Raw genomic sequence first — 15,223 nt, 5'->3', positions numbered from 1 at the left:
CCTTAGCCTTTCTTTGCTTGCGTTGCTTGTGCTTCAGCCATCACGGCAGCAATCGTGCGCTGCGCCAGGGTCACCTTGAAGGCGTTCTCTGCGGTCGGCTTGGCACCCGCCAGCAACTGCTGCGCCACGGCGGCGGCGCCAGCGGGCATCGCCTGCTCGGCTGCCGCCACTCGCCACGGCTGCGGCGCGACGCCGCCCAAGGCCAGCCTGCCCGTGCCATCGGGCAAGATAATCGCCGCCACGGACACCAGCGCGAACGCATACGAAGCGCGGTCGCGCACCTTGCGGTACACGTGCTTGCCGCCCACGGGCCGGGGCAGCACCACGCCCGTGATCAGTTCCCCGGGCTGCAGCGCCGTTTCCAGCTGCGGCGTGTTGCCCGGCAAGCGGTAAAAGTCGGCGATCGGTATCGTGCGCGCGGCGCCGCCTGGCGCCACCGTCTCGATGGCCGCGTCGAGCACGCGCATGGCCACGGCCATATCGCTGGGATGCGTGGCGATGCAGGCGTCGCTGCCGCCCAGGATGGCCAGCGGCCGGCTGAAGCCGCCAATGGCCGAGCAGCCGCTGCCCGGCAAGCGCTTGTTGCAGGCCTGATTCGTGTCATAGAAATAGGCGCAGCGCGTGCGCTGCAGCAAGTTGCCGGCCGTCGTCGCCTTGTTGCGCAGTTGCGCCGAGGCGCCGGCCAGCAAGGCGCGCGACAGCACGGCGTAATCGCGCCGCACCGTGGCGTGGGCCGCCAGCGCCGTGTTGCGCACCAGGGCGCCGATGCGCAAGCCGCCCTCTGGCGTGGCTTCCACCCGATCCAGGGCCAGGCCATTGACATCGATCAAATGCGCGGGCGTTTCGATTTCCAGTTTCATCAAGTCCAGCAAATTGGTGCCGCCGGCAATGAATTTGGCGCCCGGCGTGCCCAGGGCGGCAGCGGCCGCCTCGGCTGGCGTGGCAGCCTTTTGGTAGCTGAAGACTCTCATGCCGGCCTCCCGGCCACGTCAGTGATGGCCTCGATGATGTTGGAATAGGCGCCACAGCGGCAGATATTGCCGCTCATGCGCTCGCGCAGCTCTTCGGGCGTCGCCTGCGGCCGCGCGTTCAGGTCAAGGCTGACATGACTGGGGATGCCCTGGCGTATCTCGCCCAGCGCGGCGACGGCCGAGCAGATTTGTCCCGGGGTACAGTAGCCGCATTGATAACCGTCATGCGCGATGAAGGCCGCTTGCATCGGGTGCAGCTTGTCGGGCGTGCCCAAGCCTTCGATGGTGGTGACGTGGCCACCGTCGTGCATCACGGCCAGGGTCAGACAGGCATTGATGCGCTGGCCGTCGAGCATGATGGTGCAGGCGCCGCACTGGCCATGGTCGCAGCCCTTCTTGGTGCCCGTCAGTTGCAACTGTTCGCGCAAGGCGTCGAGCAAGGTGGTGCGCGTATCGAGTTCCAGGCTGTGGCGCTCGCCGTTGACGTCCAGATTGACTTTCATCATCACGGGCGGTGGACTGGCCGGGGCTGGCGGCGCGCCCGCCTGCGTGGCTTGCGTGGCCTGCCCGTGCGCCACGCCGGGCACGGCAACCGCCGTGGCGGACAGCGCGCCGGCAATCAGCAATTCGCGCCGGGTCAGATTGATATCGCTGGCATGATCCATGGTGTCGCTTCTCCTCGCTGGTGGCTGGGGTGCGCTGCCGCTAAAGGTCAGACGGCACAGGCAAGTAACTTTGCGCCGGAATCGATGCCGCGTCCGTGCACAAACGTACATACGCATGGATTTACTCCAACGCATGCATCGGCGCGGCAATCTGCGCTTCCAGCCTAGCAGTCAATGATGACGACGGCGTGACTTCCAAGCACGCCCTCTTCGATATTTCCAAACGGAAAATTTCCTCCGCGTCCGAGCGAATCAAAGGGGACAATTCGGCTACACTAAGGCGTACTCTCTCTTTCTGGCCTCCATGATCGAAAAGAACCTGCCCGAACTGGTCATGCTGAAACGCCTCATCGACGAGGGCGGCAGTCACCTGGAAGTGGCCGCGCCTTGCACGGTCGCCATGGATGGGCGCCAGTTTCCCGTGTACACCATTGCGCTGGGCAATCCCAGTCCGGACGTGCCTGCGCTGGGCTTTTTCGGCGGCATCCACGGCCTGGAGCGCATCGGCACGCAAGTGATCCTGTCTTTCCTGGAAAGTTTGATCGCGCGCCTGCGCTGGGATGCTACCCTGCACCAGCAGCTCGAATCGATGCGCCTCGTCTTCATGCCGCTGGCCAATCCGGGCGGCATGTGGCAAGCCACGCGCAGCAATCCTCACGGCGTCGACCTGATGCGCAACGCGCCGCTGAGCGCGCGCGAAAGGGTGCCGTTCATGCTCGGTGGGCAGCGCTACAGCGCGCGCCTGCCCTGGTACCGGGGCGCGGCAGACGGGCCGATGGAGGCGGAAAGCCAGGCCGTGTGCGACCTGGTCGAGCGCGAATTGCTGTCGCGCCAGTTCAGCATCGCCCTCGATTGCCATTCCGGCTTCGGCTTGCGCGACCGCATCTGGTTTCCCCACGCCCACACCAGGGTGCCGATCAGCCACCTGGCCGAGATCGGCGCGCTGGAAGAGCTGTTCAGCGAAAGTTACCCGAATCACAATTATGTGTTCGAGCCGCAAAGCCGGCAATACCGCACCCACGGCGACCTGTGGGACTATCTGTACCTGAACGGCACCAGCTACAGCGAGCGCGTATTCCTGCCGTTGACGCTGGAGATGGGTTCGTGGCGCTGGGTCAAGAAAAACCCACGCCAACTGTTCAACCGCGTCAGCATCTTCAACCCCACGGCCGCGCACCGCCTGCAACGCGTGCTGCGGCGCCACCTGGTGTGGTTCGATTTCCTCATGCGCGCCGCCAGCAGCCACGGCCGCTGGATGCCGGAAGGCCTGGCACGCAAGGCGCAGCGCCGGCGTGCCCTGGCGCAGTGGTACGAGTCATGACGCAGATCAAAACGCAGGAAAACTGGGTCTTGCTGCGCGGCCTGATGCGCGAACAGCGCCACTGGGGCGACTTTCCCGCCACCCTGGCGCGCGCCTTGCCGAACGCCAACATCATCACGCCCGACTTGCCCGGCAACGGCCAGCGCCACGCGCAAGACAGCGCCACGCGCGTGGCCGAGATGGTGGAATCATGCCGCCAGGATCTGTTGGCGCGGGGAATCGCCGCGCCGTATCACTTGCTGGCCCTGTCGCTGGGCGGCATGGTGGCCGTGGAATGGGCTCACCGCTACCCGCAGGAAATCGCCCGCTACGTGCTGGTCAACACCAGCATGCGGCCATTCAGCCCGTTTTACGCAAGACTACGCTGGCAAAACTACCCGGCCCTGCTGCGGCAACTGCTGTTGGGCGACCAGCGCAGCCAGGAAGCCTTGATCTTGCGCCTGACCAGCCACAGGCATGCACAAGGCAACCCCGCCTTGGTGGCCGACTGGTTAAGTTACCAGCAGCAATACCCCGTCAGCTGGCGCAATGCGCTGCGCCAGTTGCTGTCCGCCGCCCGCTACCGCGCCCCCGCCAGCGGCCCCGCCATGCCCGTGCTGGTCATGGCGGGCGCGCAAGATCAATTGGTGGACCACCGCTGCTCACAGCGCCTGGCGCGCGCCTGGCAAGCCGATTGCCTGATACACCGCAACGCAGGCCACGACTTGCCGCTCGATGAGGGGCAATGGCTGGCCGAATCGGTGGCGCGCTGGCTGGGGGTGGAGGCATGCGTGCCGCAAGCTCGCACATACGGAAGAGTAATTGTCTAGAGTGATCATATTGGCATATTGATACGCCGCCAGCGCCGGCTCAACGACAAACAACTAGCGCAAGCGGTGCCGGAAGGTCGGCTCGATATTGCGCGCATGCAGCCAGCGCACGATGTCTTCCAGGGTGGCGTCCTGCAGCAGCAAGCCTGTAGGCGCGCTCGGGGCGACCGGCGCTGGCAAAGGTGCGGGAGCAGCGACAGCCACCGCTTCCGGCACCAGCCCCGCATGCCCCTGCAACTTCGCCAGCGCCTGCGCGAACTGGGCGGGGTTGATGCTACGCAAGCTTTCCAGGAAGCCCAGCTGCGCGGCAGGTGGCGGCGGCATGTCCAGGCCCGGTTCGTCGACGAAGGCGGCGCCCATGCTGGGGTGGATGAAGGCGGCCCATTTGCCCGATGGCTGCAATGCGGGCGGCAGCATGACCTGCTCCACGTAGGCGGGCGGCGCCACGGCGAGGATGTCGGTCGATGCGGGCAGGAAAGTAGAGCGTAGCAGCTGCACGAACTGGCGCGCCTGGGCGATGGGCACGGGCGTGGCCAGGGACAGCCACAATTGAAATGCCGTGCCCGAAATGCTGACTGCGGGCGCCGGCAAGTCCAGCTCGTGCTGCACGGCATTGGCGATCGTGCACAGCGCGCTCCAGTGCTGCTCACCTCCCCTGCCGCCGCCCTTGCCGCCAAACTCCAGCACCAGCGCGCGCGCCAGGCCGCCATCACTGACCAGCCGCGCCGCCACCGTCTGTTCGCCCGCCACATGGCGCGCCAGCACGGCCGGCGTCAGCGGCTGCGCGCTACCGTCCGCATCCAGGTATTGCTGCTGTTCATCGAACAGATAAAGACGCTTGAGTTCAGAAATGAGTTTGTGCATGTGCGGCCCCGTGATGACGTTGCGCAACACTTGCCAACGTGCGGCGATTATAGCCGAGGCAGCAACTGTTTCCCGGACATCAACGCACGGGCAGTTCCACGGCGCGCCACATCCGCTGGGCGCCAAACACCAGCCAGCTGGCGACGGCCGAGGCGTTGCACGAACGCCCGTTTACCGCCGCGTTGTTCGGTACTATAGTGGCATCTTTCCCACACGTTTCAAGGATTGCCATGAAACTCTTCTACTCGCCGGGCGCATGCTCGCTGGCACCGCACATCATCCTGCGCGAAACGGGCGCGCCGTTCACCCTGGTGAAGGTCGACCTGGGCCAGCACCAGACGCAGGATGGCAGCAATTACTACGAACTCAACCCAAAAGGCCAGGTGCCGCTGCTGGCGCTGGGCGATGGGGCTACGTTGAGCGAAGGCCCCGTCATCGCCCAGTACATCGCCGAACTGGCCGGCAGGCACGATTTGCTGCCGCCGGTGGGCAACCTTGCCCGCTACAAGGTGCTGGAATGGCAGAATTACATCACCTCGGAGCTGCACAAATCGTTCAGCCCCCTGTTCGATCCCCGCTTCGACGCGGCGACCAAGGCCTTGCATGTGCAGCAACTGGGCAAGAAATATGCATGGGTAAATAGCCGCCTGGAAGGCTGTGCCTACCTGACGGGTGAGCCATTCACGGTGGCCGACGCCTATCTGTTCGCCGTGACGGGCTGGGCGCCGCGCGTGGGCCTGGACCTGTCCGCCCTGGCAAATGTGCAGGCGTTCCTGGGAAGAGTGGCCCAGCGCGACAGCGTCAAGGCGGCGCTGGCAGCGGAAGGGCTGGCAAAAGCCCCTTAAAAGCTGTGCTACGCTGCACGGATCAAGTTTTTTCCGACTTGCCGTGCATTACCATGATGGTTTGCTGCATCAGCGCGCACAGGATTTCCTTGCCATCGCGCACGGCGACCACTTCGGCCTGCGTAACGATCAGCGTACGGCCCGGGCGCACTACCTTGCCGCGCGCGATCAGCTTCTCGCCATCGGCGGGCGCCAGCAAATTCATCTTGTATTCCACCGTCAGCACGGACGCGCCCTGAGGCACCATGCTCATGGCCGCATAACCGGCGGCCGAGTCCGCAATCATGCCCACCACGCCGCCATGCACGAAGCCGTGCTGCTGCTCGATGCCGCTCCAGTGCGGCACGTGGATTTCCGTGCTGCCGTGCGCCACCACGGGCAGGCTGGCTTTGATGAGCGTCATGGCATTCTGCAAATCAAAACTGGCACGGACTCTGTCGGCAAATTGCGGATCGGGAAGACGGCTCATGGTGGAATACTTTCTCAGTGGACAGGGGAAAACTGCTGAGACGCCACTTTACCCTGCTTGTGCCAGTTCGTCGGCCTTCACCACCATGTTTCGCAAGGTAACAGGCAAGACGCCGGACGAGTACCGGCGCCGCAGCGCATAGCCGAACTCGTCGGCGCCAACAATGCTCCAGCGATACGCGAACGCGCCGGGTACCCAGAGCGCGCCGCTGTGTGCGAAAATGTCCGCCTTCGCCCTTGCCGGATTTTTCCCATGCTGCACACTGCCGTTGACACCCTTGCCGCGCGCGACGCGCAGCGCATCGCGCGCCACGCGCCAGCGGCCGATGCTGCCCGCTTCCTGCATCCGGCCCAGCAAGCGCTGCTGCACCGGCGCGGCTGGCTGACCATGCTGGCGCCGCGCAGCGCGGGCGGCGCCGAGCTGCCCTTGCCGCAGGTGGTGCGCCTGGAAGAAGCAGTGGCCGGCATCGACGGCAGCATGGGTTGGGTGCTGACCCTGTGCGCGGGCGCGGGCTGGTTCGCGGGCTTTTTATCGCCGGAACTGGCGCGCAGCATCATCGGCACGCCGCACGCCTGCCTGGGCGGCAGCGGCGCGGCCACCGGCTACGCGGAGGCAGAAGGCGACGGCTACCGCATCACGGGCAGCTGGGACTACGCCAGCGGCGCGCCGATGGCCACCCACTTCACCCTGAACGCCCAGCTGCGCGCCAACGGCCAGAGCCTGCTCGACGAACTGGGCAAGCCGCGCATCCGCGCCTTCCTCGTGCCGGCCGCCTTGGTGCAGCTGGTGCCGTCCTGGAACAGCCTGGGCATGCGCGCCAGCGCCTCGCACAGCTACCGCATCGACGCTCAATGGCTGGCAAAAGAGCACGGCTTTGCGATCAGCCCCGCAGCCGCCACGGCCGATGGCCCGTTGTACCGCTATCCATTCTATTCACTGGCGTACGTGACATTGGCCGCCAACGTGGCCGGCATGGCCAGCCACTTCATGCAACTGGCAGAAGAGTGCATGCGCCACCGCCGACACGCCCGCGCCGGCTTGCCCATGCTGGAGGTGCCCGAAGTGGCCGCCTTTCTGCACAGCAAGCAGGAGGCGTTTGCCGCCGCCCGCGCGCATTTCTACGCGGTACTGGACGATAGCTGGGCACGCGTCGCCGGCGGTGCCTCTCTGGACGCACAGGAAATGCAAGCCGTGCAGGCCAGTTCGCTGGCCCTGGTGGCCGCCTCGCGCGCTGCCGTCGATGGGCTGTATCCCTACTGCGGCCTGTACGCGGCGCGCGAAGACAGCACCATCAACCGGGTCTGGCGCGACTTTCATACGGCCAGCCAGCATGCGCTGTTGCTGCCTTGACGCGGCGAATGGTTGCATAGCCGTGCGCCTCAGGCGGCGCGCTGGCGCAGGTTCAACGGTTCGGCGATCGTCAGCACCACCAGGAACGTCAGGCAGGAAATGGCGGCCATGAAGGCGAAAACATAGTCCCAGCCGTAGTGGTCGAGCAGCATGCCAACGATCCACGGCGTGGCCGCGCCGCCCAGTTGGCCACCCATGTTGACGACGGCATTGGCCAAGGGGAATTTTTCTTTTGACACAAACTGCATGGGATACACCATGTAGGCAGAAAAACCTATGCTCAGCAGTACTCCGGTCAGAAATAGCAGCGCGCCATATTGCAGCGGATCGGCCGGCGCATGGATTAGCAAATACATCATGACAGCCGTCGACAGGGCCGAAACCAGCATGCCGGGCTTCCTGCGCTTGTCGAGCACGCGGTCGGCCAGCAAGCCGCCAAGGAGGTTGCCGAAGACGGCGCCCACCCACGGCGCAGCAGCAACCATGCCCATGTTCATGATGGAAAACTGCTTGACCGTCAGCAGATACGTGGGTATCCAGGCCAGCAGCACGCTGGAGATGCCCAGCTGGCAGCAATAGCCAAGCGCGCAGCCGATGATATTCCACGACTTGAACACGCCGGCGCTGCTGGTCACGGTGGGCAGCGTGCGCACGCGGATCAGCCTGTCGAGCCAGGGCATGGGCCGCGACGTGGCCGCCAGGGCGCTGCTGCTGCTGCCGTCCGCCGCCTTTTCCTCGATGCAAGCTAACTCTTCTGCATTGACGAAGCGGCTCTCGTCCGGCTTGTTGGTGACCAGAAAATACCAGACGATGGCCAAGACCACGCCAGGCACGGAAAACCAGATGAACACTTCGCGCCAGCCCCAGGTAGCGATGATGGCGGCCCCCAGTATGGGCGTAATGACGGGACCGAATTTGACGGCGGACAGGAACAGGCCCGATGCCGTGCCCTTCTCGCGCGAGGGAAACCAGTGATTGATGGTAGTGGTCACGCCGATCGGCAACGGTCCTTCGGCCAGCCCCAGGCCGATACGGCACAGTTTCAAGGACAGCAAGGAGCCCACCAGTCCCGTCACGCCGGTGGCGATCGAGGTCAGGATCATGGAAATGGTAAACACCTTGCGCACGCCAAACTTCGACAACAGCCAGGCGGACGGCAGTTGCGCCAGGGCATAGGCGACGAGAAAGAGGCTGACCAGGCCGCCCGCATCGGTATTGCTCATCTCGAATTCCTTGCGCAGGAAGGGCAGGACCACGCCCAGGTTGGCGCGGTCAGCGGCGGCGATCGTATACACGATGAAAAACAGCGCCGCGACGACCCAGCGGTAGCGCGTGGGGCGGCGTGCCGCCGCGGCCGAGGTGCCCACTCCGGGTGCGGCAATGGTGGTGGTATACATGGGGTGTCTCCTGGTTTTTATAATAGTGTTGCGGTATCAGCCCAGCTGCAGGCGGCGCAGCGTCTCTTCCAGTCCCAGCAGATCGACGGTCGTGGCGCCGTTTCGGATCTGCTGGCGGAAATGCGCTTCCTTTTCTTCGCGCTGCCGGCTTTTCGCCAGCACTTCATCCACCTCGTGGCGGCGCACCACCACCACGCCATCCTGGTCACCCACGATGATGTCGCCCGGATCGATGCTGACGTCGCCGATGCTGATGCTCACGTTGATGCGGCCCGGCTGGTGCTTGCCCGTGCCCTTGATCGACAGGCCGCGGCTGAACACGGGAAAGCCAGCCTCGGTCATGGCGGCCGCATCGCGCACGGCGCCGTGGATCACCAGGCCGGCCAGGCCGATCCGCTGCGCCTGCTCGGTGAAGACGTCGCCCCACACGCCCGCTTCCAGGAAACCCTTGGCGTCGACCACCAGCACGTCGCCGGGCCTGGCCTTGAGCATGGCGTAGTGCAGCATCAGGTTGTCGGCCGGGCGCGTATCGACGGTAAAAGCGGGGCCGGCGAGGCGCATGCCGGGAGAAATCGGCTTGATGCCGCTGTCGAGTGCGCCTTTGGCGCCTTGCGCTTCGTAGACGGTGGCTGCGCCCAGCTGGCGCAGGGCGTGCAGGGTCTCGGTGGATACAATCTGGTCCATGGTGTGCTTTCTGGTAAAGAGAGAGGAAATAGTGCTCAGGCAGCCTGTGCGGGCTTGCGCTGCAGGGTGTGGTAGCCGAACTGGCGCCGCGCTTCGGACAGGGCCATGCCATCGAGCGCGGCGGCAAGGATGCGCCGCTCGACGGCCTGCATGGCCAGTGCACGCTCGAAGACCTCGCGCGCCCTGGCAGCTGGCACGAAGACCACGCCATCCTGGTCGGCCACGACGATATCGCCGGGCGCGACGCGCACGCCAGCCATGCTGACGGCGCCGCCAACGGCATCGACCTGCACCCGGTCCTTGCCAGTGCGCATGAAACGCCCCAGTGCGAACAGCGCATAGCCGGCCAGACCGGCTTCGGCCGTATCGCGGCACGCGCCATGGATGACCGTGCCGGCCACGCCGCGATGCGCCGCCAGCTGGCTCATGATGCCGCCCCAGACGGTGCAATCGGCGCGGCCAGCATTGTCGAGCACGGCGACGGCGCCGGGCACAATGTCATCCAGGTAATCGCCCACCGTGCCGGGCACGCCGGTATCGACGGGGGCGAAGCGCACGGTAAACGCGGGGCCGAACAGGCGCTGCGGGCCGGCCACGGGGGCGATGCCGGGCGCGCTGCCGGGCAAGCCAAAATAATCGAGCGCATCCGATACTTCGGCGCTGCCCAGGCGCCGTGCCTGGGCAAATAGTGTGTCTTCCATGAACCGTCTCCATCCATCTTGTTGTCGTGGAGGTCAGTTTCATATAAAGTGATTTCAATATCAAACATCGATTATTGACTCTTGGATCAATAAAAATGAACTTAAGACAGCTACGGTACTTTTGCGAAGTGGTGGAAGCGGGCAGCGCGGCCCATGCGGCCGAGCGCCTGCACGTGGCGCCCACGGCCATCAGCATGCAGCTGGGGCAACTGGAAGCGCATCTGGGCGGCGAACTGTTCGACCGCTCGCGCCGTCCCATGGAAGCGACGCCGCTGGGGCGTTTCTTTTATCCGCGCGCCAAGGAATTGCTGCTGCAGGCGGCGCGCCTGGACGACGAGGCCAAGGGACTGGCCACGGGCAGCCATGGCTGGCTGGGCATTGCGTTTACCCGCTCGGCCACGTTTTCCGTCCTGCCACGGGCCATCCGGCAATTTCGCGCCGTCTACCCGCAAGTGCAGCTGGACCTGGTCGAGGCATTGTCCGAATACCAGCCGGCGCAGCTGCGGCAAGGCCGTATCGATATCGGCCTGTCGCGCTTCATCGGCCCGTTCGAGGCGCCACCCGACCTGCGCCACGCCGTCACCATCGACGACCCGCTGGTAGCGGCCTTGCCGCTGCACCACCCGCTGGCGGACCAGGCCTCGCTGCGCGCCGCCGACCTGGCCAGCATCCCTTTCATCCTGTACCCGAAAGACCCGATCAGCCCGTTCGGCTTGCAGATCGTGGCCGCGCTCAAGGCGGCGGGCGCGGAGCCGGCCGTGGCGTATTCGGCGGTGGAGATCTACACGGCGCTGTCGCTGGTAGCGGCCGGCTTGGGCGCCACCCTGGTGGCGCGCTCGATCGCGGAAAACAACCGCACCGACGTGGTGTTCCTGCCAGTGGACGACATCGCCGCCAGCACGACGGTGGTGGCCGTCACGCGGGCCGATGAAAAAAGCCGCCTGGTGGCGGCTTTCCTCGACATCCTGGCCAGCGGCGAGTCGCGCTGAGCGGCGCGCAATGCGCCGGCCTGCCTACGCCGTCTTGCGCCCCTGCACCGGATAGCCAGGGTCCGTGTAGCCATGCGTGGAGACGTGCCCCGGCGCCACCAGGCTATCGACGAAGGCTTCATCGTCTGCTCCCAGTTCCAGGTGCAGGGCTTGCATGTAACTGTCCCACTGCGCCTCGGTGCGCGGACCGGCGATGGTGGCGCTGATGTACTGGTTTTTCAGCACCCAGGCCAGGGCGAAGGCAATCGAGGTGGTGCCGCGCGCGGCCGCATGAGCGGCAATGGCTTGCGCGATGCGCAAGGATTCGGGCCGCCATTCCGTCTGCGCGATGCGCTTGTCGCCCCGCCCTGCGCGGCTGTCGGCCGGCGGCGGCGCATCGAGCGCATATTTGCCACTGAGCACGCCGCGCGCCAGCGGACTGTAGGACACGCTGCCCAGGCCCAGGTGAAAGGCGGCCGGCAGCTGTTCCACTTCCGCCGTGCGGTCGGCGATGTTGTACAGCGGTTCGCTGACGATGGGGCGCGGCATGCCCAGCTGGTCGGCCATGCGCACGATGTCGGCGATGCGCCAGCCGTGGAAATTCGATACGCCGTAGTAACGCAGCTTGCCCTGGCGAATCAGGTCATCGATGGCGCGCAAACCCTCCTCCAAAGTCACGCCGCTCAATGCCCGGTGGAAATACAGGATGTCGAGGTAATCGGTGCCCAGGCGCTTCAAACTGCCTTCGAGCGACTGCATGATCCATTTGCGCGACTGGCCCTGCTGGTTCGGCCCCGCCCCCGTGGGAAAGCCGAACTTGCTCGCCAGCACCCAGTCGTCGCGCTGCCCCGCCACAGCCTGGCCAACGATTTCCTCCGAGCGGCCGGCGTGGTAGACATCGGCCGTGTCGATGAAGTTGATGCCTTGCGCCTGCGCGCTGGCGATGATGCGCTGCGCCGTGGCCGCGTCGGCCTCGCCGCCAAACATCATGGCGCCCAGGCAGATGGGCGACACTTGCAGGGCGCTGCGGCCCAGGTAACGGTATTGCATGGTCGATGGCATGTGCTCTTTCCTCGTTGATTTGATACGGATCATGCTACCTCCAGAAACCTTCCGGCGTCAGGGGTGTACGCCGCATACGCTGATGAATGGCATGCATGGACAAAGACCGGGCAAAGGCAGCCGAACGCCCTGCCAGCGCCAATTGACTGATATTATTGGACATTGCTATTTCGCGGCCCTATCCATGCACGTCAACACCCTCAGCAGCCTGGCGCAACTCCTGGCCAGCGCCGACACGGAGTCACTGACCTTTCCCACCAGCGTCAATACAGCCTTACTCCTGCAAAAAGAACTGGCCAATCCCGATTGCCACTCGGCCGAGATCAGCCGCCTGCTGCTGTGCGAACCGACGCTGTCGGCGCGCGCCGTGGCCCTGGCCAACTCGGCCCTGTTCGCGCCCGGCATGGCACCCGCCATCACCAGCGTGCGCGCGGCCGTCGAGCGCCTCGGCCATCGCAACCTGTATTCCCTGGCGACGGCAGCCGTCATCCGCCAGCTGAACGCGGGCATCACGGACGCCGCCTTGCGCGCCCGCGCCACCCAGCTGTGGGCGCACACCGTGCACGTAGCGGCGCTGGCGCATGCCATCGCCGGCGCCGTGACGCACACGGATGCCGACACGGCCCTGTTCGCGGGCATCGTGCATGAGGTGGCCGGTTTCTACCTGCTGGCCCAGGCAGACAAGACGCCGGGCCTGTACGCCCAGCTGGAAACGCAGATGGCGCCCGCACTGGAAGTCATCGGCCGCGCGCTGATGCAGCAACTTGGCGTGCCGCAACCCGTGGCCGACGCAATTGTCGCCCTGCCCGGCTCGACCATCATGCTGCCGCCCGAAGGCTTGCGCGACACATTGCTGCTGGCCAAGGCGCTGGCGCCCGTGGCTTCGCCCCTGCCGCAGGCAAGCGTCACCGTCAGCGCGCCGCTGCAAGCCTACCTGGACAGCGATCCCGTGCTGCAGGCGCTACGCACGCAGCCCTCGGCCGAGGCGAAAGGCCTGGTCGCTGTACTGCTTAGCTGATGACTGCTCAGTTGATGGCTGCTTAGTTGATGGCCAATCTGCTATGATGGCGCGGGCCGGGATCGTCCCGGCTTGCCCCCGAATAATAAGTAATTGCTTTTGCAATATCAGTCCACTGGAAAACTGCCTTGACTACCTCCTTACGCATGCTCGGCCTGGCCGCAGCACTCACCGTGGCGTGCAACGCCAACGCCGCCAGTTTCGCTTCCTCGGCCTCCAGCGCCGGTTCCCAGTCGAGCGGCAGCATCTCCGATTCGCTCAATGGATCGAGCAACAGCTCCTCGCGCGACAACAAGGTGGCCAACGGCCCTTACCGCATCATCGACGTGGCCGCCGTGCCGGGCCGCGCCGGCATGACGCGCCTGACCATGCAGGCCGATGCCACGCAAACGCCGCTGGTGCTGGACTTGCCGCAAGTGGCGCTTGACAAGCAACAACTGGCGCAGGGCGACATGGTGCATGCGCAAAACCGCGCCTATGGCATCGAATTCTCGCGCAACGATACGCGCGCCGCCTTCTTCCTGGTATTGGCCGACGACTGGTACGGCGAACTGGCTACGCGTCCGGTCAGCCTTTGATTGTGCGCTTGACCCTGCGCCGCCTGGCGCAGTTGCTTGCCGGCTGCGCCGCACTGGCCATCGCTGGCGCCGCCCATGCGGGCGGTTCCACAGCCTCCGCGCGCTTTTGCGACCGCGCGCAGGAACTGACTGCCACCGAACAAGACCGATTATTGCGCTTTGCCGCCGTGGTGCGCGAGGAACTGGCCGCCACCGAAGGCAGCGTGGCGCTGATCAGCCGCTCGGGCCTGGACCTGGCACGCTTCGGCATCCGCTATTCGCACGCGGCGCTGGCCTGGCGCCACGATGACGGCGCCTGGTCCGCGCGCCAGCTGTACTATGCCTGCGACGAAGGCCGTCCGCGCATCTTCGACCAGGGCACGGCCGGTTTCGCCATGGGGACGGAAAACCCTGCGCTCGGCTACATTGCGCTGGTAAAGCTGCCGGCCGAAACCGTGACGCCCCTGCGCCGCGCCCTGCTCGATCCCGCGCGCGTACAGCAACTGCTGGCCGGGCGCTACAGCGCCAACGCCTATGCATTCAATTTGAAATATCAAAATTGTAACCAGTGGGTAGTGGAATTGCTGGCGTCCGCCTGGGGCGAGCTGGCCGATGGCGCCGACTTGCGCGCCCGCGCCCAGGACTGGCTGCGCGCCGCGCCCTACACGCCCGCTCCCGTCGACGTGGGTTCGCGCTGGCTGATGCTCGCCTCCATCGTCGTGCCGCTGGTGCACATGGACGATCACCCGCGCGAGGCCATTGGCACGATGCAGCTGGAAGTGAGCTTGCCGGCCAGCCTGGAAGCGTTTGCGCGCCAGCGCCTGCCCGCCAGCGAGCGCGTGGAAATTTGCCACGACGGCAAACAGGTGGTGGTGCACCGGGGCTGGCAACCGATCGCCGACGGCTGCGTGCCGGGTGCGAACGACAGAATCATTGCGCTCGATTAATCAAGTCTTTGCATCGAGCGCCTCGCCGATCGCATAAAAACGCCCGCCGGCAATGTAGTGCAGGCTGCGCCACGCTGGATCGGCATCCTCGAAATGCCAGTGCCCGTCGCGAAACACGCGCGTATCGGCCCAGGCGCCCACCACTTCACCGATGAACAGGTCATATGCACTCTGGTTGTGCGGCTCGGAAATCAAGCGGCAGGCAAGCCAGGCGGAACAGCCGGCCACGAATGGCAAGTCGTTATTATCCATGTGAAACAGTTCCACACCCGCACGCGCCAGCTTGTCCGGCTGCGCGTCGAGGCTGTGCGTGCCCACGGCGTGCGTCAGCTGCAGCTGCGCCGCCGTCGGCACCTGGATCACGAAGCTGCCGCTGCCCTCGACCAGCGCGCGCGTGCGCGTCGCCTTGTCCAGCACCACCGTCAGCTTCGGCGGCGCAAAATCGAGGGCGCAGGCCCAGGCGGCGGCCATCACGTTATCCACCCCGCCATGGCGCGCCGAGACGAGGATCGAGGGGCCGTGGTTGAGCAGACGGTAGGCTTTTTCCAGCGGCACCGCGGCGATATGGCGATTCATTGATTTTCCTTAAAACATG

At 65.5% G+C, this 15,223-nt stretch carries 18 protein-coding genes; 8 read left to right on the top strand and 10 right to left on the bottom strand.

All coding sequences use genetic code 11. The features are described 5' to 3' along the window. Positions 1 to 2: 2 nt before the first annotated feature. Together ACQ4W6_RS16445 and paoA are read right to left on the bottom strand one after the other, a co-directional pair. Entirely contained in the window at positions 3 to 971 is a 969-nt protein-coding gene (locus ACQ4W6_RS16445) for an FAD binding domain-containing protein (RefSeq protein WP_436568236.1), read from the bottom strand. After that, positions 968 to 1,636, bottom strand: coding sequence for an aldehyde dehydrogenase iron-sulfur subunit PaoA (gene paoA, locus ACQ4W6_RS16440; protein WP_436568235.1), 669 nt, complete (start codon positions 1,634 to 1,636; stop codon positions 968 to 970). Before paoA ends, ACQ4W6_RS16445 begins: the two co-directional genes overlap by 4 nt. Positions 1,637 to 1,940: 304 nt before the next feature. Here paoA and ACQ4W6_RS16435 point away from each other — a divergent pair, with 304 nt between their 5' ends. Together ACQ4W6_RS16435 and ACQ4W6_RS16430 are read left to right on the top strand one after the other, a co-directional pair. After that, positions 1,941 to 2,957, top strand: coding sequence for a M14 family zinc carboxypeptidase (locus ACQ4W6_RS16435; protein WP_436568234.1), 1,017 nt, complete (start codon positions 1,941 to 1,943; stop codon positions 2,955 to 2,957). After that, positions 2,954 to 3,766, top strand: coding sequence for an alpha/beta fold hydrolase (locus ACQ4W6_RS16430; RefSeq protein ID WP_436568233.1), 813 nt, complete (start codon positions 2,954 to 2,956; stop codon positions 3,764 to 3,766). The genes ACQ4W6_RS16435 and ACQ4W6_RS16430 overlap by 4 nt, the downstream gene beginning before the upstream one ends. 54 nt (positions 3,767 to 3,820) lie before the next feature. Here the strand turns inward: ACQ4W6_RS16430 and ACQ4W6_RS16425 are convergent, their stop codons facing one another. Together ACQ4W6_RS16425 and ACQ4W6_RS16420 are read right to left on the bottom strand one after the other, a co-directional pair. Next, entirely contained in the window at positions 3,821 to 4,630 is an 810-nt protein-coding gene (locus tag ACQ4W6_RS16425; RefSeq protein ID WP_436568232.1) for a hypothetical protein, read from the bottom strand. A 79-nt stretch (positions 4,631 to 4,709) separates the two neighbouring features. After that, a complete protein-coding gene (locus ACQ4W6_RS16420; protein WP_436568231.1) occupies positions 4,710 to 4,862 on the bottom strand; it encodes a hypothetical protein in 153 nt (50 codons plus the stop codon). On the opposite strand from ACQ4W6_RS16420, the gene gstA reads away from it, so the two are divergent. After that, a complete protein-coding gene (gene gstA, locus ACQ4W6_RS16415) occupies positions 4,861 to 5,475 on the top strand; it encodes a glutathione transferase GstA (protein ID WP_436568230.1) in 615 nt (204 codons plus the stop codon). The two genes, ACQ4W6_RS16420 and gstA, sit on opposite strands and share 2 nt — an antisense overlap. 22 nt (positions 5,476 to 5,497) lie before the next feature. Here gstA and ACQ4W6_RS16410 read toward each other — a convergent pair whose 3' ends face one another. Next, positions 5,498 to 5,878 carry a PaaI family thioesterase gene (locus tag ACQ4W6_RS16410; protein ID WP_436568229.1) on the bottom strand — a complete coding sequence of 127 codons (381 nt, stop codon included), beginning with the start codon at positions 5,876 to 5,878 and terminating at the stop codon, positions 5,498 to 5,500. A gap of 318 nt (positions 5,879 to 6,196) precedes the next feature. Here ACQ4W6_RS16410 and ACQ4W6_RS16405 point away from each other — a divergent pair, with 318 nt between their 5' ends. Next, positions 6,197 to 7,294: an acyl-CoA dehydrogenase family protein gene (locus ACQ4W6_RS16405; protein WP_436568228.1), complete on the top strand. Its 1,098-nt coding sequence runs from the start codon at positions 6,197 to 6,199 to the stop codon at positions 7,292 to 7,294. A 29-nt stretch (positions 7,295 to 7,323) separates the two neighbouring features. On the opposite strand, the gene ACQ4W6_RS16400 is transcribed toward ACQ4W6_RS16405, so the two are convergent. Genes ACQ4W6_RS16400 through ACQ4W6_RS16390 form a run of 3 tightly spaced genes read right to left on the bottom strand, consistent with a single transcriptional unit; the run spans position 7,324 to position 10,076 of the window. Continuing rightward, a complete protein-coding gene (locus ACQ4W6_RS16400; RefSeq protein WP_436568227.1) occupies positions 7,324 to 8,691 on the bottom strand; it encodes an MFS transporter in 1,368 nt (455 codons plus the stop codon). A gap of 36 nt (positions 8,692 to 8,727) precedes the next feature. Continuing rightward, positions 8,728 to 9,375 carry a 4-carboxy-4-hydroxy-2-oxoadipate aldolase/oxaloacetate decarboxylase gene (locus ACQ4W6_RS16395; protein WP_436568226.1) on the bottom strand — a complete coding sequence of 216 codons (648 nt, stop codon included), beginning with the start codon at positions 9,373 to 9,375 and terminating at the stop codon, positions 8,728 to 8,730. Between the two features lie 35 nt (positions 9,376 to 9,410). Then, positions 9,411 to 10,076: an RraA family protein gene (locus tag ACQ4W6_RS16390; RefSeq protein WP_436568225.1), complete on the bottom strand. Its 666-nt coding sequence runs from the start codon at positions 10,074 to 10,076 to the stop codon at positions 9,411 to 9,413. A gap of 95 nt (positions 10,077 to 10,171) precedes the next feature. Between ACQ4W6_RS16390 and ACQ4W6_RS16385 the strand changes: the two genes are divergently transcribed. Then, entirely contained in the window at positions 10,172 to 11,065 is an 894-nt protein-coding gene (locus ACQ4W6_RS16385; protein ID WP_436568224.1) for a LysR family transcriptional regulator, read from the top strand. A gap of 24 nt (positions 11,066 to 11,089) precedes the next feature. Here the strand turns inward: ACQ4W6_RS16385 and ACQ4W6_RS16380 are convergent, their stop codons facing one another. Further along, positions 11,090 to 12,094: an aldo/keto reductase gene (locus tag ACQ4W6_RS16380; protein WP_436568338.1), complete on the bottom strand. Its 1,005-nt coding sequence runs from the start codon at positions 12,092 to 12,094 to the stop codon at positions 11,090 to 11,092. A gap of 196 nt (positions 12,095 to 12,290) precedes the next feature. On the opposite strand from ACQ4W6_RS16380, the gene ACQ4W6_RS16375 reads away from it, so the two are divergent. From ACQ4W6_RS16375 to ACQ4W6_RS16365, 3 genes are all read left to right on the top strand, one after another. Continuing rightward, positions 12,291 to 13,124 carry an HDOD domain-containing protein gene (locus ACQ4W6_RS16375; RefSeq protein WP_436568223.1) on the top strand — a complete coding sequence of 278 codons (834 nt, stop codon included), beginning with the start codon at positions 12,291 to 12,293 and terminating at the stop codon, positions 13,122 to 13,124. Positions 13,125 to 13,270: 146 nt separating this feature from the next. Next, positions 13,271 to 13,702, top strand: a complete 432-nt coding sequence (locus tag ACQ4W6_RS16370) for a hypothetical protein (protein WP_436568337.1) — start codon at positions 13,271 to 13,273, stop codon at positions 13,700 to 13,702. Positions 13,703 to 13,710: 8 nt separating this feature from the next. Then, positions 13,711 to 14,628, top strand: coding sequence for a DUF2145 domain-containing protein (locus ACQ4W6_RS16365; protein WP_436568222.1), 918 nt, complete (start codon positions 13,711 to 13,713; stop codon positions 14,626 to 14,628). On the opposite strand, the gene ACQ4W6_RS16360 is transcribed toward ACQ4W6_RS16365, so the two are convergent. Continuing rightward, complete coding sequence (locus tag ACQ4W6_RS16360; RefSeq protein ID WP_436568221.1) at positions 14,629 to 15,204, bottom strand: flavin reductase family protein; 576 nt, start codon at positions 15,202 to 15,204, stop codon at positions 14,629 to 14,631. It abuts the gene before it with no gap. Positions 15,205 to 15,223 lie beyond the last annotated feature (19 nt).

It is taken from the genome of Janthinobacterium woesei (assembly GCF_051380875.1).
Taxonomy (GTDB): Bacteria; Pseudomonadota; Gammaproteobacteria; order Burkholderiales; family Burkholderiaceae_D; genus Janthinobacterium.
This window is presented reverse-complemented; position numbering and strand designations above follow the sequence as displayed.

Bases quoted from the DNA above. Each gene is read 5' to 3' on its own strand.
- ACQ4W6_RS16435 (WP_436568234.1), top strand. From the start codon at position 1,941: ATGATCGAAAAGAACCTGCCCGAACTGGTCATGCTGAAACGCCTCATC.
- ACQ4W6_RS16385 (WP_436568224.1), top strand. From the start codon at position 10,172: ATGAACTTAAGACAGCTACGGTACTTTTGCGAAGTGGTGGAAGCGGGC.
- ACQ4W6_RS16395 (WP_436568226.1), bottom strand. From the start codon at position 9,375: ATGGACCAGATTGTATCCACCGAGACCCTGCACGCCCTGCGCCAGCTG.
- ACQ4W6_RS16375 (WP_436568223.1), top strand. From the start codon at position 12,291: ATGCACGTCAACACCCTCAGCAGCCTGGCGCAACTCCTGGCCAGCGCC.
- ACQ4W6_RS16420 (WP_436568231.1), bottom strand. From the start codon at position 4,862: ATGGCAATCCTTGAAACGTGTGGGAAAGATGCCACTATAGTACCGAAC.
- gstA (WP_436568230.1), top strand. From the start codon at position 4,861: ATGAAACTCTTCTACTCGCCGGGCGCATGCTCGCTGGCACCGCACATC.
- ACQ4W6_RS16425 (WP_436568232.1), bottom strand. From the start codon at position 4,630: ATGCACAAACTCATTTCTGAACTCAAGCGTCTTTATCTGTTCGATGAA.
- ACQ4W6_RS16445 (WP_436568236.1), bottom strand. From the start codon at position 971: ATGAGAGTCTTCAGCTACCAAAAGGCTGCCACGCCAGCCGAGGCGGCC.
- ACQ4W6_RS16400 (WP_436568227.1), bottom strand. From the start codon at position 8,691: ATGTATACCACCACCATTGCCGCACCCGGAGTGGGCACCTCGGCCGCG.
- ACQ4W6_RS16390 (WP_436568225.1), bottom strand. From the start codon at position 10,076: ATGGAAGACACACTATTTGCCCAGGCACGGCGCCTGGGCAGCGCCGAA.
- paoA (WP_436568235.1), bottom strand. From the start codon at position 1,636: ATGGATCATGCCAGCGATATCAATCTGACCCGGCGCGAATTGCTGATT.
- ACQ4W6_RS16430 (WP_436568233.1), top strand. From the start codon at position 2,954: ATGACGCAGATCAAAACGCAGGAAAACTGGGTCTTGCTGCGCGGCCTG.
- ACQ4W6_RS16380 (WP_436568338.1), bottom strand. From the start codon at position 12,094: ATGCAATACCGTTACCTGGGCCGCAGCGCCCTGCAAGTGTCGCCCATC.
- ACQ4W6_RS16360 (WP_436568221.1), bottom strand. From the start codon at position 15,204: ATGAATCGCCATATCGCCGCGGTGCCGCTGGAAAAAGCCTACCGTCTG.
- ACQ4W6_RS16405 (WP_436568228.1), top strand. From the start codon at position 6,197: ATGCTGCACACTGCCGTTGACACCCTTGCCGCGCGCGACGCGCAGCGC.
- ACQ4W6_RS16370 (WP_436568337.1), top strand. From the start codon at position 13,271: ATGCTCGGCCTGGCCGCAGCACTCACCGTGGCGTGCAACGCCAACGCC.
- ACQ4W6_RS16410 (WP_436568229.1), bottom strand. From the start codon at position 5,878: ATGACGCTCATCAAAGCCAGCCTGCCCGTGGTGGCGCACGGCAGCACG.